The organism is Saccharopolyspora erythraea NRRL 2338, from assembly GCF_000062885.1.
Taxonomy (GTDB): Bacteria; Actinomycetota; Actinomycetes; order Mycobacteriales; family Pseudonocardiaceae; genus Saccharopolyspora_D; species Saccharopolyspora_D erythraea.
The window spans coordinates 4,494,056-4,516,298 of the sequence record NC_009142.1; the positions used below are offsets into that span (position 1 = coordinate 4,494,056).

At 72.8% G+C, this 22,243-nt stretch carries 19 protein-coding genes; 8 read left to right on the forward strand and 11 right to left on the reverse strand.

Annotated features, from left to right (window positions below; genetic code table 11):
* The first annotated feature begins 24 nt into the window (after positions 1-24).
* Both SACE_RS19815 and SACE_RS35880 read left to right on the forward strand, forming a co-directional pair.
* Positions 25-1,206: an epoxide hydrolase family protein gene (locus SACE_RS19815; RefSeq protein WP_011874233.1), complete on the forward strand. Its 1,182-nt coding sequence runs from the start codon at positions 25-27 to the stop codon at positions 1,204-1,206.
* 96 nt (positions 1,207-1,302) lie between these two features.
* Complete coding sequence (locus SACE_RS35880) at positions 1,303-1,425, forward strand: winged helix-turn-helix transcriptional regulator (RefSeq protein WP_009947075.1); 123 nt, start codon at positions 1,303-1,305, stop codon at positions 1,423-1,425.
* Between the two features lie 118 nt (positions 1,426-1,543).
* Here SACE_RS35880 and SACE_RS19825 read toward each other — a convergent pair whose 3' ends face one another.
* Positions 1,544-2,599 (reverse strand): zinc-dependent alcohol dehydrogenase family protein, encoded by a 1,056-nt coding sequence (locus SACE_RS19825; RefSeq protein WP_009947074.1) that lies wholly within the window; start codon positions 2,597-2,599, stop codon positions 1,544-1,546.
* A gap of 108 nt (positions 2,600-2,707) precedes the next feature.
* Between SACE_RS19825 and SACE_RS36615 the strand changes: the two genes are divergently transcribed.
* A complete protein-coding gene (locus tag SACE_RS36615; RefSeq protein ID WP_011874234.1) occupies positions 2,708-3,217 on the forward strand; it encodes a GNAT family N-acetyltransferase in 510 nt (169 codons plus the stop codon).
* Between the two features lie 232 nt (positions 3,218-3,449).
* On the opposite strand, the gene SACE_RS19835 is transcribed toward SACE_RS36615, so the two are convergent.
* From SACE_RS19835 to SACE_RS39945, 6 genes are all read right to left on the reverse strand, one after another.
* Positions 3,450-4,388: a TAXI family TRAP transporter solute-binding subunit gene (locus SACE_RS19835; protein ID WP_009947070.1), complete on the reverse strand. Its 939-nt coding sequence runs from the start codon at positions 4,386-4,388 to the stop codon at positions 3,450-3,452.
* A complete protein-coding gene (locus SACE_RS19840; RefSeq protein ID WP_009947069.1) occupies positions 4,385-5,788 on the reverse strand; it encodes a sensor histidine kinase in 1,404 nt (467 codons plus the stop codon). The genes SACE_RS19835 and SACE_RS19840 overlap by 4 nt, the downstream gene beginning before the upstream one ends.
* Positions 5,789-5,792: 4 nt before the next feature.
* On the reverse strand, positions 5,793-6,455 hold the full coding sequence (locus tag SACE_RS19845) for a response regulator transcription factor (protein WP_009947068.1): 663 nt from the start codon (positions 6,453-6,455) through the stop codon (positions 5,793-5,795).
* Between the two features lie 7 nt (positions 6,456-6,462).
* On the reverse strand, positions 6,463-7,800 hold the full coding sequence (locus tag SACE_RS19850; RefSeq protein ID WP_011874236.1) for an MFS transporter: 1,338 nt from the start codon (positions 7,798-7,800) through the stop codon (positions 6,463-6,465).
* Between the two features lie 251 nt (positions 7,801-8,051).
* On the reverse strand, positions 8,052-8,234 hold the full coding sequence (locus tag SACE_RS37740) for a hypothetical protein (protein WP_011874237.1): 183 nt from the start codon (positions 8,232-8,234) through the stop codon (positions 8,052-8,054).
* Between the two features lie 269 nt (positions 8,235-8,503).
* Positions 8,504-9,037 carry a maleylpyruvate isomerase N-terminal domain-containing protein gene (locus SACE_RS39945; RefSeq protein ID WP_081468317.1) on the reverse strand — a complete coding sequence of 178 codons (534 nt, stop codon included), beginning with the start codon at positions 9,035-9,037 and terminating at the stop codon, positions 8,504-8,506.
* Here SACE_RS39945 and SACE_RS19855 point away from each other — a divergent pair.
* Complete coding sequence (locus SACE_RS19855; protein WP_011874238.1) at positions 9,036-12,503, forward strand: NAD-glutamate dehydrogenase domain-containing protein; 3,468 nt, start codon at positions 9,036-9,038, stop codon at positions 12,501-12,503. The genes SACE_RS39945 and SACE_RS19855 overlap by 2 nt on opposite strands.
* Before the next feature lie 100 nt (positions 12,504-12,603).
* On the opposite strand, the gene SACE_RS19860 is transcribed toward SACE_RS19855, so the two are convergent.
* From SACE_RS19860 to SACE_RS19870, 3 genes are all read right to left on the reverse strand, one after another.
* Complete coding sequence (locus SACE_RS19860) at positions 12,604-14,316, reverse strand: serine/threonine-protein kinase (RefSeq protein ID WP_009947065.1); 1,713 nt, start codon at positions 14,314-14,316, stop codon at positions 12,604-12,606.
* 81 nt (positions 14,317-14,397) lie between these two features.
* Positions 14,398-15,912, reverse strand: a complete 1,515-nt coding sequence (locus SACE_RS19865) for a GGDEF domain-containing protein (protein WP_009947064.1) — start codon at positions 15,910-15,912, stop codon at positions 14,398-14,400.
* A gap of 230 nt (positions 15,913-16,142) precedes the next feature.
* Positions 16,143-17,480: a TIGR01777 family oxidoreductase gene (locus tag SACE_RS19870; protein WP_009947063.1), complete on the reverse strand. Its 1,338-nt coding sequence runs from the start codon at positions 17,478-17,480 to the stop codon at positions 16,143-16,145.
* A gap of 190 nt (positions 17,481-17,670) precedes the next feature.
* Here SACE_RS19870 and SACE_RS19875 point away from each other — a divergent pair, with 190 nt between their 5' ends.
* Genes SACE_RS19875 through SACE_RS19890 form a run of 4 tightly spaced genes read left to right on the forward strand, consistent with a single transcriptional unit; the run spans position 17,671 to position 20,894 of the window.
* Positions 17,671-19,017: a cryptochrome/photolyase family protein gene (locus tag SACE_RS19875; RefSeq protein ID WP_009947062.1), complete on the forward strand. Its 1,347-nt coding sequence runs from the start codon at positions 17,671-17,673 to the stop codon at positions 19,015-19,017.
* 52 nt (positions 19,018-19,069) lie between these two features.
* Positions 19,070-19,561: an RNA polymerase sigma factor gene (locus SACE_RS19880; protein ID WP_009947061.1), complete on the forward strand. Its 492-nt coding sequence runs from the start codon at positions 19,070-19,072 to the stop codon at positions 19,559-19,561.
* Positions 19,558-20,178 (forward strand): methylated-DNA--[protein]-cysteine S-methyltransferase, encoded by a 621-nt coding sequence (locus tag SACE_RS19885; protein ID WP_009947059.1) that lies wholly within the window; start codon positions 19,558-19,560, stop codon positions 20,176-20,178. The genes SACE_RS19880 and SACE_RS19885 overlap by 4 nt, the downstream gene beginning before the upstream one ends.
* Positions 20,175-20,894: a 2OG-Fe(II) oxygenase gene (locus SACE_RS19890; protein ID WP_011874240.1), complete on the forward strand. Its 720-nt coding sequence runs from the start codon at positions 20,175-20,177 to the stop codon at positions 20,892-20,894. Before SACE_RS19885 ends, SACE_RS19890 begins: the two co-directional genes overlap by 4 nt.
* Positions 20,895-20,900: 6 nt before the next feature.
* Here SACE_RS19890 and SACE_RS19895 read toward each other — a convergent pair whose 3' ends face one another.
* A complete protein-coding gene (locus SACE_RS19895) occupies positions 20,901-22,223 on the reverse strand; it encodes a glycoside hydrolase family 1 protein (RefSeq protein ID WP_009947056.1) in 1,323 nt (440 codons plus the stop codon).
* Between the last annotated feature and the right edge of the window lie 20 nt (positions 22,224-22,243).

The following is a 22,243-nucleotide window of genomic DNA, read 5'->3' on the forward strand; positions in this document are numbered from 1 at the left end:
AGCTCACCCCGGCGGGGGCATCTCATGAACCGTCAATCCAGCGACGTGCAAGCATTCGAAGCCCACGCAACCGACTCCGACCTCGACGACCTGCGCGCGCGACTGGCCGCAGCCCGGCTGCCGGAAGCTGAGACGGTCTATCGCGCCGCGCCCGACCCGCGCCGATGGGATCAGGGCGTTCCTCTCGCCGACCTCGTCGATGTCGTGGACTACTGGCGCACCGGGTACGACTGGCGGTCGTTCGAAACGCGCCTCAACCAGATCGGCCAGTTCCGCACGACCATCGACGATCTGGGAATCCACTTCCTGCACCGTCGATCCACCCGCGCAGACGCCACCCCTCTGATCTTGACGCACGGCTGGCCAGGCAGCATTGCCGAGTTCACCGATGCAATAGACGAACTGGCAGATCCGGAAAGCGCAGACGCACCGGCGTTCCACGTCGTCGTCCCGTCGCTGCCAGGTTTTGGTTACAGTGACAAGCCGGCCACCACCGGGTGGGGAACCGAAAAGATCGCGGCCGCCTGGGTGGAACTGATGGGAAGGCTCGGCTACAGCGAGTTCGCAGCCCACGGCGGCGACTGGGGTGGCAATATCACCACGGTTCTCGGCGGCAGGTTCCCGGAGCACGTGCTCGGCATCCACACGACGTTCGCGGAGGGACCGCCCGGGTTGACAACGGACGGGCTGACGGACGTCGAGCGCAAGTGGACCGAGGAAACCCGCCATTTCTGGCGCCACCGCGCGGCGTACGCGAAGCAGCAGGCGACCCGGCCGCAGACCATCGGCTACTCGCTCGTCGACTCACCGGTCGGGCTTCTCGCCTGGATTCTCGACAAGTTCGCCGAGTGGACGGATACCGAAGACAGCCCGTTCGAGACGATCTCCAGAGACAGGGTTCTCGACAACATCACCCTGTATTGGCTGACACGGACCGGCGCATCGTCAGCCCGCATTTACTACGAAAGCCACAACTCGCTCGACCCCGAACTTCGGGTCGACGTCCCGTCAGCAATCAGCATGTATCCCCGCGACATCGAGAAGTATCCGCGTGCCTGGGCACAGGAGCGGTACCGGCAGATCGTCCGGTGGAGGTCGCCCGAGACCGGGGGGCACTTCCCGTCGCTGGAGGTTCCCGAGTACTTCGTCAAGGATCTACAAGAAGGCCTCGCGGCAGTGCTGGCCGCCAGCGGTCGTTGGTCATGACGTTGTCGACGCCGACGTGGAGGCGTGAGACCGGGGGCTGATCGCCGCAGGCGGTGTGGGGCCGATGGTGGTTGGAGTGATGGCTGGACCCAGACGATGTACCCGGAGGTGCCGCCACGAGTCGAGTACGCGCTCACCGAGTTGGGTCGCACTCTCGAACAAGTCGTGCACACCGTGGACACCTGGGGCGCGGAGTTCGCGAGACAGCACCGCGAATGAAGGACGCCGGGGCCGTGCTTCGCCGCTGAAGGTGGCGTCGGGCGCTGGCTACCGTGGGGCTCACCCTCGCGCTCAGCGCCCCCTCTCGCTCGCCTCCCCACAGAAATGGAGACACGCTCTAGGAGGCGCGCCGGTGCGGTTCCACGACGGTCACACCCGGGCCCGCTCCTGCGCCCATAGCGGCGAGCGCCTCCGGTGCCTGCTCCAGGCCGATCGCGTTGGTCACCAGCCGGTCCGGGCGCAGTGAACCGGCGGCGACCATCTCCATCATCGCCGGGTACTCGTGCGCGGCCATGCCGTGGCTGCCCAGCACCTCCAGTTCGAGCGCGATGACCCGCGACATCGGCAGGCTCGGGTCGCCCGCCGCCTGCGGCAGCAGGCCGACCTGCACGTGCCTGCCGCGGCTGCGCAGGCTCGCGATCGAGTTGGCGCAGGTCCGCGGGCTGCCGAGCGCGTCGATCGACACGTGCGCACCACCGCCGGTGATCCCGGCCACCGCCTCGGCCACCGACACCGGCAGCGCCGAGGGGTCCAGGCACTCCTTCGCGCCGAAGCGGCGCGCCAGAGCGAGCGCGTCCGGTGAGATGTCGACCGCGACCACGGCGGCACCGCAGGCGGCGGCGATCATCACCGCGGACAGCCCCACCCCACCGCAGCCGTGCACCGCGACCCACTGCCCCGCCGCCACCCGGCCCTGGGCGACCACCGCGCGGAAGGCCGTCGCGAACCGGCAGCCGAGCCCGGCCGCGGTCGCGAACGACATCGCCTCCGGCACTGCCACGAGGTTGACGTCGGCGTTCTCCAGCGACACGAACTCGGCGAAGGAACCCCAGTGCGTGAAGCCCGGCTGCGTCTGGTGCGCGCACACCTGCTGGTCGCCCCGCGCGCACTCGGCGCACCGGCCGCACGCGCAGACGAAAGGCACCGTGACCCGGTCGCCGGGCCGCCAGTTGGCGACCTCGGCGCCCACCGACTCGACGACGCCGGACAGCTCGTGCCCGGGCACGTGCGGCAGCGCGATGTCCGGGTCGTGGCCCATCCAGCCGTGCCAGTCGCTGCGGCACAGCCCGGTCGCCTCGACGCGCACCACCGCGCCGAGCCGCGACGGCTCCGGATCGGGCACCTCGCGGACGACCGGGGTCCTGCCGAACTCGTCGATCACCACGGCACGCATCGATCGCACTTCCTCACCCCGGCACCGCTCGGCCGGCGCACTGCTGCACGGGCGCACCAACCTATCGGACCGGCTTCGGCGCGATTCCGGTTGCTCCCGCGGTTAGCGTTGTCCCATGGCGATTCCCGAGGTCTCGACGTCGCGGTTGCGGTTGCGGCGCGTGCTCGCCAGCGACCTGGAGGCGTTCACCGCGCTGGAGGCGTCGCTGCGCGCCCGCGAGGAACCGCCGCGCGAGCCGCCGGAGGCCAGGACTGCGCGCGCTTCCTCAACGCCTTCGTCGAGGTCTGGGACCGCGGCGAGCACGGCTACTGGACGATCCTGCTCGGGCGGCGCGTCGCCGGATTCGGCGGCGTGCAGCCGAAGCAGTGGCGCGACCGGCGCTGCTGGAACCTCTACTACCGCGTGTCGCCCGAGTTCTGGGGCATGGGCATCGCGACCGAAACGGCGCGCGCGGCGATCCGGGCCGGCGCCTCCGCGCAGCCAGGATGGCCGGTGCTGGTGGAGACCGGCCCGTCGAACGCGGCCGCGATCCGGGTCGCCGAACGCGCGGGTCTGACCAGGCAGCCCGCGCGTCCGGACGACAAGTACGCGGTCCTCTTGCTGGAGCCGGACGCATGAGGCCGGCTCGGCGACCGGGGGTCAGGCGGGCAGGCCCGGCGTCTGACGCGGTAGTCGCGGCAGCCTCAGGTCGTCGATCCACCTGCGGACCGGCTTCGGGAAACAGCCCCACCGGCGCGGCTCCGCGCGCCCAGGATTCCTCAACGGCACCTCTACCTCCCGGTACCTCACCATTGCGCGCAATTGTCATCGCCTCGCGAAGCACCCGGGAGGGCACAAAGTCACCGCTCGGTCAGCCGTGGAGCTCCTGGTAGGCGCGCTGCGCCCCGGGGTGCAACGGCACGGTGCCGGTGCCGGTCAGCGTCCGGACGTCGAGGAACTGCGTGCCGACCGCCTGCCTCGGCACCAATCGCGACGTCTGGCCGACCAGCACCCGCACCACCGTCGCGGCGACGTCCTCGGGCAGGGCGGGCGTGCACACCAGCAGGTTGGCCATGCCGATGGTCGGCACCCCTCCCGCCAGCCGGTAGGCGCGCGGCGGCACCGAAACCTGCTCGCAGACCGCGTACCCGCACAGCCCGGGCACCGACGCAGGCAGCGGGACCAGCCGGATGCCGGTCCGTTCGTCCAGCGCGCGCAGCGCGGGCGTGGGCACGCCACCCGACCACAGCAACGCGTCGATCCTGCCGTTCTCCAGCGCCGCCACCGCCTCCTCCAGCGGCAGGGCCAGCGTCCGGGCCGCGACTCCGGAGCGGGCCAGCAGCCGGGTGCCGAAGAACGTGCTCCCGGACTTCGGCGCCCCCAGCGACACGGTCCGCCCGCGCAGGTCCGCCAGCTCCCGGACCGGACTGCCCACCGGCACCACGAGCTGGACGTAGTTCTCGTAGACCCGGCCCAGCGACCTGACCTGCACCGCGGGCCCCAGCTCCCCCAGCGGTGCGGCTTGGGCCACGTCGGCCAGCAGCAGTGCGAGGTCTGCCCGGCCGTCGCGGAGCAGTTCGACGTTGGCCACGCTGCCCTCGGTGTCGACGACGGTGGGCCTGAGCCGGGGGTCGGCCAGGACGATCTCGTCGGCCAGCAGCTCGGCGAACTCGGAGTAGAAGCCGCCCCGCTCCCCCGCCGCGATGCGCAGGGGCAGCTCCGGCCCGGCCGGAGCGCACGCGGGCAGCGCGCCCGCGAGCAGCCCGGCGGCTCCCAGCCGCAGCAGCCGACGGCGGTCGATGCCGTTCACGGTCGGGCACCTCCGTCCCGCGCGACCGGCAGTTCCACCCGCACCGACAAACCGTGCGGCTCGACCCCGGAGACGTGCAGGTACCCCCCGCGGGCGGTCGCGAGCCGGTCGGCGATGGACAGCCCTAGCCCGGTCCCCCGGCTGCCGCGGTCGCGGTCGGCCCGCCAGAACCGGCCGGTGGCCATGGCCAGCTCGTCGGGTGCCAGTCCGGGGCCGGTGTCGGTCACCGCGAGCCGGTACCAGTGCCGGTCGACGGTCTCGGAGACGGTCACCTCGGCACCGGCGCCCGCGTACTTGACCGCGTTGTCCAGGACGACGTCGAGGATCTGGGCCAGGTCGTCCCGCGCGCACCGCGCGTCGACGCTGGAGGCGGGCGGGTCGCCGGTGCGCAGCACGACGCCGGCAGCGTCGGCGGCGGAACGCCAGGCGGCCACCCGGTCCGCGACCACCGCGTGCGGATCGCACGTGGAGTCGTCGGCACCACCGTCGCGGTCGGCGGCGCTGTCGTCGGCCGTCGACAGCACCAGCAAGCGGTCCAGCAACGCCTCCAGCCGCTCCACCTCCTCCACCGTGGACCAGTAGCCGGCCATGGCCTCCGGCTGGATCCGCCGCTCCAGCGCGTCCACCCGCAACCGCAGCGCGGCCATCGGGTTGCGCAGCTGGTGGGACGCGTCGGCGACCATCCGGCGCTGCCGCTCCTCGGCCTCGGCCACCGCCTCCGACATGCCGTTGAACAGTCCGGCGAGCGCCCTCAGCTCCGGGGGCCCGGCGCCCACCGCCACCCGGGTCTGCCGGGAGCCGGCCGCGACCGCGCGGACCCCGGACTCCAGCTCGCCGATCGGCCGCAGGATCCACCGCGCCACGACCAGGGCCAGCACCCCGCAGGCGGCCAGCGCGCTGACCGCGCCCAGCGCGATCAGCGCCCACTGGCGCGAGATGTCGGCGGCGGCCGCACGCACCGACACCCGCATCACCACCGCGCCGGTCACCCGCGTGCCGCTGCCGACCGGGCGGTGGCGCAGCACGTCCTCGCCCGACCACGGCCGCAGCGGCGCGAGCTGCCCGGACGGCTCGTTGCGCAACGCCTGGTCGATCGGCTCGGCCACGTCCGCGGCCCGCAGCCCTCCGGTTTCCACGATCGGACCGCGATCGGCGTCGACCACGACCAGCGGCTCGCCGTAGAGCTCGGTGTAGCGGGTGGCCTCGCTGACCAGCTGGGCGACGTCACCGGTGCCGCTGGCCTGGTCGGCCAGCGCCGCGAACCGGTCCAGCGCGCCGCTGCGGGACAGGGCGAGCTGCTGGGTCCGCTGGGCGGCGGTCACGCCCAGCAGCGGCAGCGCGAACGCGGCGACCGCCACGATCGAGAAGGTCAGCAGCACCAGCAGCAGGCGCCTGCGCACGGCGCTACTCCCCGAACCGGTAACCGAACCCGCGGATCGTGGTCAGCACCTGCGGGCGGTCGAGCTTGGCGCGCAACTGCGCGATGTGCACGTCGAGGGACCGGGAGATGGCCAGGTAGGCATCACCCCACACCTCGTCCATCAGCTTCTGCCTGCTCACCGCGGTGCCCGCGTGGTTGGCCAGCACCGCCAGCACGTCGAACTCCTTCGGCGTCAGCTCGACGTCGCGCTCGCCGACCCGGACGCGGCGGGTGCGCAGGTCCACCCGCACGTCGGCCGCCGCCACCGCCTCGCCGGCCGGCGAGGCGGCGCTGTGCCGCCGCGTCACCACGTCGATGCGGGCCAGCAGCTCGGCCATCCGGACCGGCTTGACCAGGTAGTCGTCGGCTCCGGAGCGCAGCCCGCGGACCACGCTGCGCTCCTCGCCGCGGGCGGTCAGCACGATCACCGGCAGTTCGGCGACCCTGCGCAGCTTGCGGAGCACCTCCAGGCCGTCGACGTCGGGCAGCCCCAGGTCGAGCAGGACCAGGTCGTGCTCGCGGTGGCGGGTCAGCGCGTCGGCGCCCCGCGAGACCCGGGTCGGGCGGTGGCCGTGCGCGGTGAGGACGTCGACGAGGGCGTCGGCGACGCCGTCGTCGTCCTCGACGAGCAGCACGCGCACGGCCACCTCCCGCTCAGCTCCGCCCGCTCGGCTCCGGGGCGTCCTCCAGCGACGAGCTCTGCGAGGTCTCGCGCATGCAGAGGTACACGACCAGCGAGACCAGGACGCATCCTGCCACGTACCAGTAGAACACCGGCTCGTTGCCCGCCTGCTTGAGCCACAGCCCGACGAACTCGGCGGTGCCGCCGAAGATCGCCACCGTCAGCGCGTAGGGCAGGCCGACGCCGAGCGCGCGGATGTTGGTCGGGAACAGCTCGGCCTTCACGATGGCGTTGATGGAGGTGTAGCCGGTGACGATGACCAGCCCGGCCAGCATCAGCGCGAAGGCGGCCACCGGGTTCTGCGTGGAGCTGAGCAGCGTCAGCAGCGGCACCGTCAGCAGGGTGCCGCTGACGCCGAAGCCCAGCAGCAGCTTGCGGCGGCCGATGCGGTCCGACAGCGCCCCGGCCAGCGGCTGGACGCACAGGAACACCAGCAGCGCCAGGAAGTTGATCCAGGCGACGGTGCCCTTGTCGATGCCGGAGGTGTTCACCATGAACTTCTGCAGGTACGTGGTGAAGGTGTAGAAGGCGACGGTGCCGCCTAGGGTCAGGCCGACGACCAGCAGGCACTCCCTGGGGTGGCGCAGCAGCGCGCGCACGGTGCCGCGCTGGTCCGAGCCGGAGGCCGACTCCTTCTGGTAGCTGTCGGTCTCGTCCATGCCGCGGCGCAGCCACATCACGATCAGCGCGCCCACCGCGCCGATCACGAACGGGATCCGCCAGCCCCACTCGCTCATCTGCTCGCCGCTCAGCACCTGCTGCAGGACGATCTGCACACCGAGCGCGGTGAGCTGACCGGCCACCAGCGTCACGTACTGGAAGCTGGAGTAGAAGCCCCGCCGGCCCGTCGAGGCGACCTCGGAGAGGTAGGTGGCCGACGTCGAGTACTCACCGCCCACGGAGATGCCCTGCACCAGGCGGGCCGCCAGCAGCAGCGCGGGTGCGAGGATGCCGATCGAGGCATAGGTCGGGGTCAGCGCGATGACCAGCGAGCCCGCGGCCATCAGCGTCACCGACAGCGTCAGCGCGGCACGCCGCCCGAAGCGGTCCGCGTAGCGTCCCAGCATCCAGCCGCCGAGGGGTCGCATCAGGAACCCGATCGCGAACACGCCTGCCGAGTTGAGCAGCTGCGCGGTCAGGTCGCCCTTCGGGAAGAACGCCGAGGCGAAGTACACGCTGAACGCGGTGTAGGCGTACCAGTCGTACCACTCGATCAAGTTGCCGATCGAGCCGCGCACGACGTTGGCCACCACCCGCCGCTCGCCGCCCGGCCGCGCCGCCGGTGGAGCCGTCGCCACCTGTCCTGACATACCCGTCCTCCTTCCGTGAACGGACTCACACTGAGGTGGCGGCGACGCCGCAACAAGAACGGACGGCACTCCTTTACATCCGCTTAAGGTGGAAGCAACGCTCCTGATCACTGGATCGGGTATCTGAGCAGCGGGTTCTCGTGGTCGCGCCGATCAGGTAGCGGCGCGTAGCGGTGTGGTGGCAGGGGCGCACGAGGTGAAGCCCCACCCGGCGGTACCGGACAGGGCTTCCGACACAGCAGTGCGGCCGTCTACGTCGACTCCTGCTGCTCGAAGACCGACGCCCCTCCTCCACTACCGCCGCCGCCGAGCAGTGAACCGACGACAGGAAGACTTCCGGTCAGACCATCGAGCTGCGCAGAAGCCGGCGTGGCTCCGAGTACGGCCAACCCGACGGCGGTCAGCACCGCGACAGCCAAGGAACGCACACGCATCGGTTGCCCTTTTTCGTTTCAGCGAGTTCGGACAGCGGGGACACAACCCGACGCGAACCTTGATCGCAGGCTCGGTACACCGATCGACGGTCACGCCGCGGTTGGTCAACACCCCCGGGCTGGCCGCAGTTCGTGGCCGCCACCGCACGTCACCATGTCGTCACCCTCGCCAGGGGATTCTCCCCCGCTATGTGTCGATGCGAGCGGCGAGCTTGGGCTGACCTGGCCCGAAAGTTCCCCGGCCACGCCGCGGCGGCCGGCCATGGTCATCAGCAGTGCCTCGGCCGGGCCTCGGGCCGCCGGTCCCCGGCCGCACGACCAGTCCAGGTCGGTCGCCACCAACCGAACTCCCCGAGCGGGCCACAGGCCGCGGACCGGAGGCGCGAACAGGGCGCAGCGCAGAGCGGGCAGCAGCCGCTCCGCCGGGATGCCACCCCGATGGCGTTGATGCGGGACGGCCGGAGCCCGCCGCCGGCGAACCGCCGGGCGAGTGCCCGGCCATCGAGTTCGTCGTAGCTCACCACGTGCGCCACCACGTCGCGCACCCGCCATCCGGCGCACAGGATCGGCGCGTCCCGCTCCCGCGGGGAGAGCGTCGCCGGGAAGGCGGCAGGTCCGTGCGTTCCTCCCGAGCCAGGCGACGCAGATCCATGGTTCGCCTGTATAGCCATCGAACGGCCCGCTGAAAACAGCACCCCGGACACCGCCGCCGCGGTCGCGGGGCGTCCGCAGATTGGTCGGGGGCGCCCGGACGGGTGAGAATGGGTGCTCCTCACCCGAGCGGTCGCCGGGAGGTGGGCCATGCGCGGAGGTGGCCCGGGGGACGGCCCCGCCCCGGACGTGCGAACGGTCACGCGGCGCGACGACGAGCAGCACCCCGACGAGCTGGCCAGGCATTTCGCGCGGTGGCGCAGCGAGCTGGCCGAACGGCTGGCCGCCGAGCAGGGCGCCGACGGGCATCGGCTGTTCGCCCGCTACCGCGGGGCGTTCCCGGCGGGGTACCAGTACGAGGTGCCGGTCGAATGGGCTGTCGACGACATCCTGCGCCTGGAGGGGCCGGACACGCCGCTGGGCTCGCTGTACTGGGACCGGCAGCGGCCCGGGAACGTGGTGCGCTTCCGCATCCGCTGGCCCGCGCCCGCCCCGCTGCTGCAGGACGTGCTGCCGATCTTCGCCGGTCTCGGGCTGCGGGTGGCCGACCACCGCTCCTACGAGATCGCCCCGGCAGGCGCGGAAGGGGCGCGGATCGACGACTTCGGCCTGGTGCACGCCGCCGGGGCGCTCACCCCGGAGCTGGCGACGCTGTTCGAGGAGACCTTCGCCGCGATGTGGCACGGCCGGGCCGAGCCGGACGGCTTCAACGAGCTGGTCCTCACCGTCGGGGTCGGCTGGCGGGAGGCCGCGCTGGTCCGCGCCGCCTACCGCTACCTGCGGCAGGCCGGGTTCGCCTTCAGCCAGCCCTACGTCGAGCAGACGGTGGCCGACCGGCCAGACTTCGTGCGGCTGCTGCTGGAGCAGTTCCGGGCCAGGTTCGACCCCGACGCGCGCGACGGTCCGCCCGCCGGGGAGCTCGACGCGGCGCTGGAAGCCAGCCTGAACGAAGTCACCGGCCTCGACGAGGACAAGACGCTGCGCAGCGTCCTCGCGTTCTTCCGGGCCGTGGTCCGCACGAACTACTACCAGCGCTCGGACGACGGCTCACCCAAGGACTACCTCTCGTTCAAGATCGCCCCCTCGGGCATCCCGTTCGTCCCGCGCCCCCGTCCGCTGTTCGAGACGTTCGTGTGCTCGCCGCGCGTCGAGGCGCTGCACCTGCGTGCCGCGCGGATCGCGCGCGGCGGCATCCGCTGGTCCACCCGCCCGGAGGACTTCCGCACCGAGGTGCTCGGGCTGATGAAGGCGCAGACGGTCAAGAACGCGCTGATCGTGCCCGGTGGCGCCAAGGGCGCCTTCGTCGTCCGGCGACCGTTGGCGGGCCTCGGTCGCGCCGAGGCCGAGGCGGAAGTGCGCGACTGCTACGCCACCTTCATCCGCGGAATGCTGGACATCACCGACAACCGCGTCGACGGGTCGGTGACCGGCCCGCCGCGGGTGCTGCGGCAGGACGATCCGGACCCGTACCTGGTGGTGGCGGCCGACAAGGGCACCGCGCGGCTGTCGGACCTGGCCAACTCGATCGCCGCCGAGTACGGGTTCTGGCTCGGCGACGCGTTCGCCTCGGGCGGCTCCACCGGCTACGACCACAAGGCCATGGGCATCACCGCGCGCGGCGCGTGGGTGTCGCTGGAACGCCACTTCGAGGACATGGGCCTGGACCCGCAGCGCGACGAGTTCACGGTGGTGGGCATCGGCGACATGTCCGGTGACGTGTTCGGCAACGGGATGCTGCTGTCCCGGCGGATCCGGCTCGTCGGCGCCTTCGACCACCGCCACGTGTTCCTGGATCCCGACCCGGACCCGGAGACCTCCTACGCCGAGCGGGAGCGGCTGGCCGCGCTGCCCGGTTCGACCTGGCAGGACTACTCCCGCCAGCTGATCTCCGAAGGCGGCGGGATCTTCTCCCGGCAGGCGAAGTCGGTGCCGCTGTCGCCGCAGGTACGCGGGCTGCTGGGCGTCGACTCCGAGTCCCTGGAGCCGCCGGAGCTGGTGCGGGCGCTGCTGCGCGCCCCGGTCGACGTGATCTGGAACGGCGGGATCGGCACCTACGTCAAGGCTTCCGCGGAGTCGCACCTGGACGCCTCCGACCCGGCCAACGACTCCGTGCGCGTCGACGCCGCGCAGCTGCGTTGCCGGACCGTGGTCGAGGGCGGCAACCTCGGACTGACCCAGCGGGCACGCATCGAGTACGCACTGCGCGGCGGGCGGATCAACACCGACTTCATCGACAACGCCGCCGGGGTCAACACCTCCGACCACGAGGTGAACCTCAAGATCCTGCTCAACACCGCGGTCGCCGACGGCGAGATCACCCGCGCGCAGCGCGACGAGATCCTGGCGGACAACAGCGACGACGTGGCGCGGGCTGTCTTGGAGGACAGCAGGCTGCAGACCCGGGTACTCGGCGTCGTGCAGGCCGACGCAGCGGTCTACCTCGACCAGCACGCGCAGGAGATCCACAACTTCGAGCGCCACGGGCGCCTGGACCGCGAGCTGGAGTCCCTGCCGGATGACGACGGGATCGCCGAACGCCGGCAGGCGGGCATCGGGCTCACCCGGCCCGAGATCTCGGTGCTCCTCGCCCACGCCAAGAACGCCATCACCACGCAGCTGTCCGAATCGGACGTCCCCGACGAGCAGCACCTCGCCGAGGAGCTGGTGAACTACCTGCCCGCCGGACTCAGGCCCCGCTTCGGCCCGCTGATGCGGCGGCATCCGCTGCGGCGCGAGATCCTGACCACCGCCCTGAGCAACGACCTCGCCAACCACGTCGGCACCGGTTTCTTCTACCGCCTGGAGGAGACCACCGGTGTGTCCACACCGGACTCCGCTCGCGCCTACCTCGCGGTGCGCGACATCTTCGGTCTCAACGCACTCTGGTCCGAAGTGGACGCGCTCGGCGCCCGTTGCCCCACCGAGGTGCGCACCGAGATGCTGCGCGAGCTCCAGCGATTCTCCCAGCACGGCACGCTGTGGTTCCTGCGCAACCGCAGGCCGCCGCTGGACATCGCTGCCGAGGTCGAGTACTTCCGCCCGCAGATCCGCCAGCTCGTGCCGGTGCTGGCCGCCGCGCTGGCCGGGCCGCAGGCCGAGGCGGTGCAGCGCCAGAGCGAGGAGCTGGCGACCGCCGGCGTGCCGTTCCTTCTCGCCGGGCGGATCGCCGCGCTGGCCCCGCTGGCCGCGTCGCTGGACGTGGTCGAGATCGCCCACGACCGCCGGGACGTCGGCTACGTCGCGTCGGTCTACTCGGCGCTGGACGCCGCGCTGCGGCTGGACTGGCTGCAGGACCAGATCGTGGAGCTGCCGTCGGAGTCGCACTGGGCGCTGCTGGCCAAGATCTCGTTGCGCGACGACTTGTTCGCGCAGCGGCGCAGGCTGACCAGCGCGGCGCTGAGCCGCTACGTGCCCGGGCAGGACACCCAGGACCTGGTGCGCAGCTGGCTCGGCGCCAACGACGCCCCGGTCCGGCGGTGCCGCGAGACCGTCGCGCAGCTGCACCGCGCCGGGCAGCTCGACGTCGCGATGCTCTCGGTCGCGTTGCAGGACCTGCGCAACCTCGCCCAGATCGGCATGCAGGCCGAGCCCGAAACGGCCGTGTGGGGCCGCCGCTGAACCGGACCGGGGGCCGCTTCACGAAACGGCCGGCCGTTCGCGGTGCTGGACTCGGCTCGCACCGCCGCGGAAACCGCTCTGAAGCCTTGGATGTGCCGGGCTACCTGGACACCTGCTCGGTCACCGGACCGGTCGCGGCGAGGTGGCCGCGCGCCAGCCACCGCTGGAGCTCCTCCTGCACGACCGCCAGGCCGGGACGAGCCGCGGGGTCGGCCCCCAGCGACGCCAGGAGCAGGCCGCGGTGCGCGCTGCGTTCGGGCAGCCGGGTGCAGGGCGCGGCGTGCGCGGCGGCCATCAGCGACGACATCTGGCTCTCCCGCCTGCCCCTGGGCGGCTCGCCGGTCAGGGCGTAGCTGACCGTGGCGGCCAGCTGCCAGGCGTCGGAGGCCGGGGTGGCCGCGGTGCCGATGGCGGTCTCGGGAGCCAGGTAGTCGGGCGTGCCGACCATCGTGCCCGGCGAGGTCAGCGTCACGTCGCCCTGCGCCCGCGCGATGCCGAAGTCGATCAGGTGCGGTGCGCCCGAGCCGTCGACGATCACGTTGGACGGTTTGATGTCGCGGTGCAGCACGCCCTGCTCGTGCGCAGCGGCCAGCGCGCCCGCCAGGGTCGTCCACAGCCGCGCGGCGGCGACGTCGGTCAGCCGCCCGCCCGTGGTGACCAGCTCCGAGAGCCCCTGGCCCCGGATGTACTCCATGACGATGGCCAGACCTGTCTCGTCGTCGACCACGTCGTAGACGTGCACGCAGTTGGGGTGGTTCACCGCCGCCAGCGCCCGGGCCTCGCGCAGCGTCCGCTGCACCGACATCTCGTCGTCGGTGTTGGCGATCTTGACCGCGACCATCCGCCCCAGCTGGTCGTCCATGGCCAGCCACACCGACCCGAAGCCGCCGTGGCCGAGCCTCCGGATCCGCCGGAAGCGGTGTCCACCGGCACCGGCGGGCACGTCGGGCGGCGGCTCCGCGGGCGGGTGGCGCTGCGTGGCCATCAACGGCGGTTCAGTCGCCGTCGGCGGTTCAGCGGCCATCGGTCGCGGTTCGGCGGCCGTCGCCGGCTGGACGGCGGTCCTCGACCGCGCCGGTCCGGGCGGCGGCACGCGTGGCGGTGGCTCCCGCTCCGGCTTCGGGTGCAGGACTCCCAACCCGGGCTCGCCGACCAGCCGGACCAGCACGCAGCCCACCAGGGCGGCGGGCAGGAAGCCCAGCCACAGCAGCGCCGCGGTGTTGGCGCTCAGCCAGGTGCTGAGGACGGCGAACACCGCGAACGGCAGCCACAGCAGGCGGGCGGGCCACAGCGGCCCGCGCCGGAACGCCAGCACCGCCTGCACCCGCACCACCAGCAACGACAGCAGCGGCAGCACCAGCGTCGCGCCGTAGGCGGCCAGGCGCAGCGGGGCCGCGGTGTTGGTGACCTCGTCGAGCAGCGCGGTGGGCGTACCGAGGTAGTCGATCTCGGGCGGCAGGACGCAGTGGGAGTTGCCCATTGAAGCGACGTCGGCGCTGCGGAGCCCGGCGGGCACGGTGCCCGCCGCGGCCTGCTCGTAGAGCCGCGCGACCGCGGTGAAGGCCGCCAGCGGCAGCACCGCCCCGAAGACCACGCCCACCGCGGCGAAGGGGACGACGGTGCGAAGCGAGTAGGCGTTCCCGGTCCGCCTACGGACCACCGCGACGCCCACCGCACCGGCCAGCGGCAGGCACGCGAAGACCGCGCCGCACGCGGCGGTCGCCCACGTCCAGCCGCCCGGGCAGGTGCCGGGCACGACCGACCAGCGCAGCCAGGACAGCAACCGGCTCACCAGCGCGACGACGAGCTCCACATCCCCTCCCCCGGAAGGGCCGTGGCCTGCCACGGCGGAACCGCCCCATCACCGGGGGCCGGCCGCCCGTGGGCACGGGCGTCAGGACACCCAGCTCTTGCGGTCGAGCATGGCGCGGTCCGCGGTGTCCAGTGCCGACAGCAGGTCGCGGTGATCGGTCAGCGCCGCCCACCCGACGGTGACAGTCACCGGTGTACCGACCACCAGAGCGTCCCAGTTCTCGGCCGCGACCGCAGCGGCGATCCGCGCGCCGATCTCGTGCGCGGTACCCAGGTCGGTTCCGGGGAGGAACACCACGAACTCGTCACCGCCGTAACGGGCGACGAAGTCGCCGTGGCGAACGGTGCGCGCGAGGATCGCGGCGACTCTGCGCAGCACCAGATCACCCGAAAGGTGACCGTGGACGGTGTTGACCGCTTTGAACCCGTCCAGGTCCACCACACCCACCGCGGCGTGCGCGGGCCGGTCGGCCGCCTCCGCGATCCGCCGGTGCAGGTGCCTGCGGTTGGGCAGCGCGGTCAGCGGATCGGTCAGCGCCTCGCTCTCGTACTGGCCGACGATGCGGGTCAGCTCCTCGTGGTCGAGCTGCACCCGGGCGCCGGCGACCAGGCGTTCGCGCAACGCCTCGCCGTCGGCCGACGAACGCCGGGTCGCCTCCCGGTCGGCGGCCAGGGCCGCGCGGAAGTCGCCGTCGGCCTGGTAGGCGATGGCGCGCACCCGGCAGATCTCGGCGGCGCCCAGCGTGTAGGGGTGGACCTCGCGGTCGGTCAGCAGCGCGATCGCGTCCCTGGGCCTGCCGTCGGCGACGGTGGTGCAGGCGCTCACCAGCAGGCGCAGGTCGGCGGCCTCCCACCCGGTCGCCTCGGCTGCGAACAGCGCGGGGTCGGCGTGCGCCGGCTCGCCGAGCACGCGCAGCCGTGCCGCCGCGTAGCCGTAGTAGTGCTGCTCCACGCACCACATCGCGGTCGGTTCGGTGCGCCTGCCCCACGTGTCGAGCACGCCGCGCAGCATCCGCACACATCCCTCGGTGTCGCCCTGGTGGTCCTTCGACACCGCCCACCGCACCGCGATCTCCGGCAGCGCGTGGTCACCGGGCGCCAGCCCGATGAGCTGGCCGGTCTCGTAGGCCCGCTCCGCGGCGACCACCGCCTGCGCGTGGAACCCGACGTAGGACTGGGTGACGGCGAGGTTGTGCCAGGCGTTGACGGCCTCGATGCGCGGTCGCTCCACCTGCTCCAGCTCCCGGGCGCTGTGCGCGAGGTGGCGGATGCAGCGCTCCAGGGAGTCCTGCACCGCGATGATCGCCGCCAACGCGTACAGATCGCCCAGCAGCGCGTGGTCGCCCACATCGTCCAGCGCCTGGAAGGCGCGGTCCAGCAGGGGCGGGCACTCGGCCACCCGGCCGAGGTTGAACAGCGAGCCCAGCCGCAGCACGAGCGCGCGCCCCTCGACGCGCGGGTCCCCCGACGCGTCGGCCACCTGGGCGGCCAGGCGCGCCGCGGCGTCGTCGTCACCGCCGCTGATCAGCCGCCTGATCTCGGTGAAGGGCGGATCGTCGCCGTCTTCACGCGACAGTGCGATGTCCGGGGGCGTCATTGCCGTCCCTCCGCCTGGCCTGCCACGGCGACGATACTACCGCCGCATCACCGGCGACGGCGCGGAAGCGAGCGATTGCCGCGAGGCCTGCGGCTGCCGGTGCCCCGACGCGAATGCCGCCTCGATCGCGGAACCAGAGCGTTCCACTGTGGACGAATTGCGGCACTACCCACTTCCTTTTGCAGGGAATCAAAACAGATCGACTGTCCCTTTTGGACGATAAGTTCAAGTCAAGAAGCCGTGCGCCCGAGGGCGTGCCGCAGAGCCGGTTCGAGGTCGCGGAAGCGGAACGGGTGCCGCACCGCCAGCAGCCGGAGGGGGACGACGCGCTGGCCGGCGAGCGCCAGCTCACGCGCTCCCTCCTCGCCGAGGACGGCGCGGGGCGCCAACGACGGCGTGGGCAGCAGCGCGGGCCTGCGCAGCACGCGGCCGAGGATGCGGCTGTACTCGCGGTTGCGCACCGGGTTCGGCGCGACCGCGTTGACCGGCCCGCGCAGCCGGTCGTCGACGAGCGCGCGGTAGTAGACGTCGAGCAGGTCGTCGATGCCGATCCAGGAGGTCCACTGCTCGCCGCTGCCGAGCGGACCGCCGAGCCCGGCGGCGAACAGCGGGTGCATCAGCCGCAGGACTCCGCCCGCCGCGGTCTGGACGATACCGGTGCGGACGTGGACCACCCGGGCCCCCGCCGCTCGCGCGGGTTCGGCGGCGGACTCCCAGTCCTCGACCACGTCGGCGAGGAAGCCGTCACCGCGGGGACTCTCCTCGGTCAGCGTCTCGTCGCCGCGGTCGAACCCGTAGCAGCCGATGGCCGACGCGGTCACGAACGTCCCGGTTCCCGTGCGCGCGGCGAGTTCTGACAACCGCGCGGTCGGACCCACCCGGCTTTCGCGGATCCGTCGCTTGTGCTCGGCGGTGAAGCGCCCGGCGATCGACGCGCCCGCCAGGTGCACCACCGCGTCGACGCCGTCGAGCAGGTCCCCGGCCGGCGCCTCGGGGTCCCACCACCGCTCGTCCTGCGCCCGAGGAGTGCGGCGGACCAGCCGCACCACGCGGTGGCCGCCGGTGGTGAGCAGAGCGGTCAGCGCCGTGCCGACCACGCCGGAGGATCCGGACACCGCCACGGTCAGCGGCTCCGGCCGGTGCTCGCGGGCCCAGCGGTGCGCCGCCAGGTCGTCGGCGAGCTGGCGATGGCGGTAGGCGAACATCGGACGCAGCGCGCGGGCCGGGACGGTCGTCTCGACGGTGTCGGTGAGCCGCGTCGTGCCGTCGCCCGCTTCGGAGAACTCGTGGGTGTGCCGCCACCGGATCGCCGGACGCAGCAAGGGCGAAGCGAGTTCGTCCACGAACCGGCGCGGCGGGTCGTACGCCGCGGGATCGTGCTGGGCCACCCACCTCATCCCGCCCGGCAACGCCAGCACCGCCTGCCCGTCGCGCAGCGAACCGGACTCGGCCACCACGCGCGCGGGCCCCCACGGCGGAGTCAGCCGGGTGATCGCCCCCGGACGTCCGTGCCAGGCGAACACCTCGTCGACCGGCGCGTCGATCATGCTGGAGTGCACCAAGCCCATGGCAGCGCAGGCTAGCCGGGCCCGGCCGTCCGCGCCCAGCCGAGCGGGTGAGCGGCGACGACCCGCCACCGGGAGCCGCTGCCGCGTCCTGCCGAGGCGTGTCCGGCCGAGGCGTGCCCGCGATGCCGCCCGCGCCGGGCGGGCGCACAGTGGCGGACACGCACCGACGAGCGAAGGCGAGCGCACCACCATGACCACGGCGATCGCGCTGTTCACCCGCGACCTGCGGGTGCACGACAACCCGATGCTGGCCGCCGCGGCCGAGGCCGACCGCGTCGTCCCCTTGTTCGTCCTCGACGACGACATCCAGCGCTCGCGCTTCGCGAGCCCCCGGCGGACCCGGTTCCTCGACGAGTCGCTGACCGACCTCGACGAGAACCTGCGCGGGCTCGGCGGGCGGCTGGTGCTGCGCCGGGGAGCGCTCGTCGACGAGGTGTGCCGGATCGCCGAGGAGGTCGACGCGGCCGAGGTCCACATCTGCGCCGACGTCAGCGGCTACGCGATGCGCAGGCAGGCGCGGCTGGCCGAGGCGCTGTCCGCCCAGCGCCGCGAGCTGCGCTGCCACGACGAGGTCGTCACAGTGCTCGCTCCGGGCCGGGTGACGCCCGGCGGAGCGGACAAGGACCACTTCACCGTGTTCACGCCGTACCTGCGCCGCTGGCTGGAGACCGGCAAGCGCCCGCCGGCCGCGAAGCCGCGACGGCTGCGACTGCCCTCCCGGCTCTCGATCGGCCCGCGCCCGGCAGGTGGCTCCGCGGACGGGACGTGGCCCGGTGGCGAGACCGAGGGACGCAGGCGCGCCGACCGCTGGCTCGGCGGCGGGGTGCGCGCTTACCACGAACGACACGACGACCTGGCCGCCGACGCGACCTCCCAACTCTCGCCGTACCTGCACTTCGGCTGCCTCTCCGCGCGCGAGCTCGCCGACCGCGCGGGCCGCGGCGAGGGACCGGAGGCGTTCGTGCGGCAGCTGGCGTGGCGGGACTTCCACCACCAGGTGCTCGCGGCCCGGCCCGAGGCGGTGCACGAGGACTACCGCCCGCGCGGCGACCGCTGGCACCGCGACGCCGACGCGCTGCGCGCCTGGAAGCAGGGCCGCACCGGCGTCCCGATCGTCGACGCGGGGATGCGCCAGCTGCTGGAGCTGGGCTGGATGCACAACCGGGCCCGGCTGATCACCGGCAGCTTCCTGACCAAGTCGCTCTACCTCGACTGGCGCGCGGGCGCCTGGCACTTCTTCGACCACCTCGTCGACGGCGACATCGCCAACAACTGCCTGAACTGGCAGTGGGTCGCGGGCACCGGCACCGACACCCGCCCGAACCGGGTCCTCAACCCGCTCCGGCAGGCCGACCGGTACGACGCGGGCGGCGACTACGTCCGGCGCTGGGTGCCGGAGCTGGCCGGGCTCGGCGCCGGGGACGTCCACCGCCCCTGGCGGCTCGGTGACGACGAGCTCGGCAGGCTCGGCTACCCGGCACCGATCGTCGACCTGGACCAGGCCCGGGAGCGCTTCCTCGACCTCCGGCAGCGGTGATGCGCCGCGGATCTCACGTTCGCGGTGGCTCGTGCGTCTACCTGGTGTGCCGATGAGACCTTTCGAGCAGATCGTCGCCGAGTACGGGCCGGTGGTACTGCGGGTGTGCCGCGCGGTGCTGGGGCCCGTGGACGCCGAGGACGCCTGGTCCGAGACGTTCCTGGCCGCGCTGAAGGCGTACCCGGACCTGCCGGGCGACGCCAACGTGGAGGCGTGGCTGGTCACGATCGCGCACCGCAAGGCCATCGACGCGACCAGGGCGCGGGCGCGCGGCCCGGTCGCGGTCGCGGCCCCGCCGGAACGCCCGGCCGCGACCGGGCGGCCCGAACAGTGGGACGGCGACCTGTGGGCCGCGCTGCGGGAGCTGCCCGCCAAGCAGCGGGCCGCGGTCGCCTACCACTACCTGGCAGGCCTGCCCTACAAGGAGATCGCCGCGATCACCGGCGGCAGCACCGACGCCGCGCGCCGCGCCGCCGCCGACGGCATCCGGCGCCTGCGCGCCACCTACCCGCTGTCCACCAGCGACGAAGGAGGGACCCGATGACGAGCTCGCCGGACCCCGGGGCCGAGCGACTGTTCGCTTCCCTGCCCCCGAACGACGACGACGCCCACGCGCGCCTGCACGCCCGCCTGGTCGAGGCCGCGCAGCGGGAGGGCGTCCTGGACATCGGCTACCGCACGGTCGACAGCCCGGTCGGGCGGCTGCTGCTGGCGGCCACCGAGGCGGGGCTCGTGCGCGTCGCCTACGCCAGCGAGGACCACGACGGGGTGCTCGCCGGGCTCGCCGCGGCCGTGAGCCCGCGGATCCTCAACGCACCGGCCCGCCTCGACGCCGTCGCCAGGCAGCTCGACGAGTACTTCGCGCGCAGCCGCAAGCATTTCGACCTGCGTCTGGACCTGCGCCTGTCGAAGGGCTTCCGCCGCCAGGTGCTCGCGCACCTGCCGGAGATCGGCTACGGGCGCACCGAGAGCTACGCGCAGGTGGCCGCCGCTTCGGGCAGCCCGAAGGCGGTCCGCGCGGTCGGCACCGCGTGCGCGACCAACCCGCTGCCGATCGTGGTCCCCTGCCACCGGGTCGTCCGCTCCGACGGCTCGTTCGGCGGCTACGTCGGCGGACCCGAGACCAAGCGGGCGCTGCTGGACCTTGAGGGAGCGGCATGAACGACCGGACCGCATTCGCCGACCGCGTCGACCAGGCGGACTGGGACGCGGTGTACGCCGAGATCGACGACTACGGGTGCGCGCTGCTCCCCCAGTTGCTCACCGCGGGCGAAGCCGCCGAGATCGCCCGGCTCTACGACGAGCCCGAAAACTTCCGCACGACCGTCGACATGGGCAGGCACCGCTTCGGCAAGGGCGAGTACCGGTACTTCCGGGAACCCTTCCCGCAGGCGGTGGCCGAACTCCGCAGCGCGCTGTACCGGCGCCTGCTACCGCTCGCCCGCGACTGGAACAGCAGGCTCGGGCGCGATGCGCGGTGGCCCGACACGCTGGAGGAATGGCTGGCCGAGTGCCACCGCGCGGGCCAGTCCAAGCCGACGCCGATCCTCCTGCGCTACGACGCGGGCGGGTGGAACGCGCTGCACCGCGACCTCTTCGGCGAGAAGGTCTTCCCGCTGCAGGTCGTGGTCAACCTCAGCGAGCCCGGCGCCGACCACACCGGCGGCGAGTTCCTGCTGGTCGAGCAGCGTCCGCGCGCGCAGTCCCGGGGCACCGCGACGCTGATCCCGCACGGACGCGGGCTGGTGTTCACCACCCGGGACCGGCCGGTGCGCTCGTCGCGTGGCTGGTCGGCCGCCCCGGTGCGCCACGGCGTCTCGGCGGTGCGCTCCGGACGTAGGCACACCCTGGGCCTGGTCTTCCACGACGCGGCCTGACCGCGCTCACCGGCCCAGCGGGACGCGCGGGCCGCGCGGATCGGCGGGCGCCAGGCAACTGGTCAGCGGGTCGACGAGCGAGCAGAACGCGGGCGGCTGGACCAGCGCGTGCCCGGCCGGGGCGCCGCCGTCGGCGATCACCTGCCGGTAGGCGCCGACGGCGTCGGTCGGTCTGCGCGTGAGCGCCGGATCACCCAGCGCGTCCACTGTGTACAGACCGAAGCGCGGCCGGTAGCTGCCCCACTCGTAGTTGTCGGTGATGCTCCAGTAGTTGTAGCCGATGACGTCGATTCCGTCGGCCTTCGCCCGCTGCACCCAGAAGACCGTGTCGCGCAGGGCAGCCGCGCGGGTGTAGCCGTCCTCGCGCGGCTTGGCGTCGTCGGTCGGCATCCCGTTCTCCACGACGTAGAGCGGCAGGCCGGGATAGCGGTCGGCGTAGAAGCGCAGCGCGTCGTAGATGCCCTCGGGCTGCAACCGCACCTTCCAGAAGTCCGCCCAGGCGGCGTGGATCGCGCTGAGGTTCCCCAGCGCGAGGCCGTAGTAGTAGTCGATGCCGACGAAGTCGAGCTTGTCGCGCACCTGGTCCATGAACCACAGGTCGGTCACGGCGTTGAAGCCCGACAGGAAGGCCTGGTTGCTCGTGACCTTCCCGGTCGGGTCGATGCGGTGGACCAGGTCGTAGGCCCGCCGGTGCGCCCGCACCACGTTGGCCTGCGCCCGGGGCAGCCGGAACACGTCGAGCGCGCCGATCTCCATCTCCCGCTGCAGGAAGATGACCGGCTCGTTGATGGTCACCCACAGCGCTCCGGCTCCCCGGTAGCGCTGCACGATCGCTGCGCTGAAGGCGAGCCAGTCCTCGACCGTCCGGTCGTCGGTCCAGCCGCCCTGGTCGGCCACCCAGCCCGGGTGGACCCAGTGGTTGAGCGTGATCATCGGCGTCATCCCGGCGTCGGTGATCCGACGCACCACGTCGTCGTAGTACGCGAGCTCCGCCTCGTCCCAGACCCCGGGGGCCGGTTGCACCCGGGCCCATTCCACCCCGAACCGGTAGGTGTTGACGCCCATGTCCCTGGCCAGCCGGATGTCCTCGGGATAGCGGTGGCGGAAGTCGGCGGCGTCGGCGTACGGATCGACCTCGCCTCGACCCGCGCCGACGTACCTGGACCAGTTGCTGTCCGGGGGCGATCCCTCGGTCTGGTAACCGGACGACGCCACGCCCCAGTAGAACGACCGCGACCAGCCCGCGGCGCTCGCGGGCGCCGTGCTCAGCGAGGAGACCAGCACGGCGACCAGACCCACGACCGCACTGCGGAAGACCAGACCCAACATGTGAAAGAAATTTATCTTTG